Consider the following 293-nt stretch of genomic DNA (forward strand, 5'->3'; position numbering starts at 1 on the left):
CGCACCGCTGGCCAGCTCGGTAAAGCTGGCGTTCACCTTGCCCAGCGGGCCGGTGACCATGTCGGTGAGCGCGACGATGAAATTGAGCTTGGCGCTGTTGTCAGCCATGAAACTCTCCGTTGACCAGGTGCTGGCCGGTTACCCTTTGAACGCCCGGGAAATGCCGTTGGCGATGGCGATTTCCATGCGGCTCCAATACTGGTCGTCCAGCCACTTGGCCGTGCCCATGTTGTCCGTGGTCGGCTCTTCACCCGGTAGCCAGCGGTCGACCAGGGCCATCAGCTGGCCCAGGG

Annotated in this window: 1 protein-coding gene; it reads right to left on the minus strand. The window is 63.1% G+C overall.

Translation table 11 applies throughout. The features are described from left to right. Window positions 1-138: 138 nt before the first annotated feature. Window positions 139-279 (minus strand): DUF6890 family protein, encoded by a 141-nt coding sequence (locus SB752_RS32240; RefSeq protein WP_008048501.1) that lies wholly within the window; start codon window positions 277-279, stop codon window positions 139-141. Between the last annotated feature and the right edge of the window lie 14 nt (window positions 280-293).

This window comes from Brevibacillus sp. SIMBA_040, from assembly GCF_046535075.1.
Classification (GTDB): Bacteria; Bacillota; Bacilli; order Brevibacillales; family Brevibacillaceae; genus Brevibacillus.

Excerpts from the sequence above, each read along its gene's own strand:
- SB752_RS32240 (WP_008048501.1), bottom strand. The coding sequence starts at position 279 with ATGGCCCTGGTCGACCGCTGGCTACCGGGTGAAGAGCCGACCACGGAC.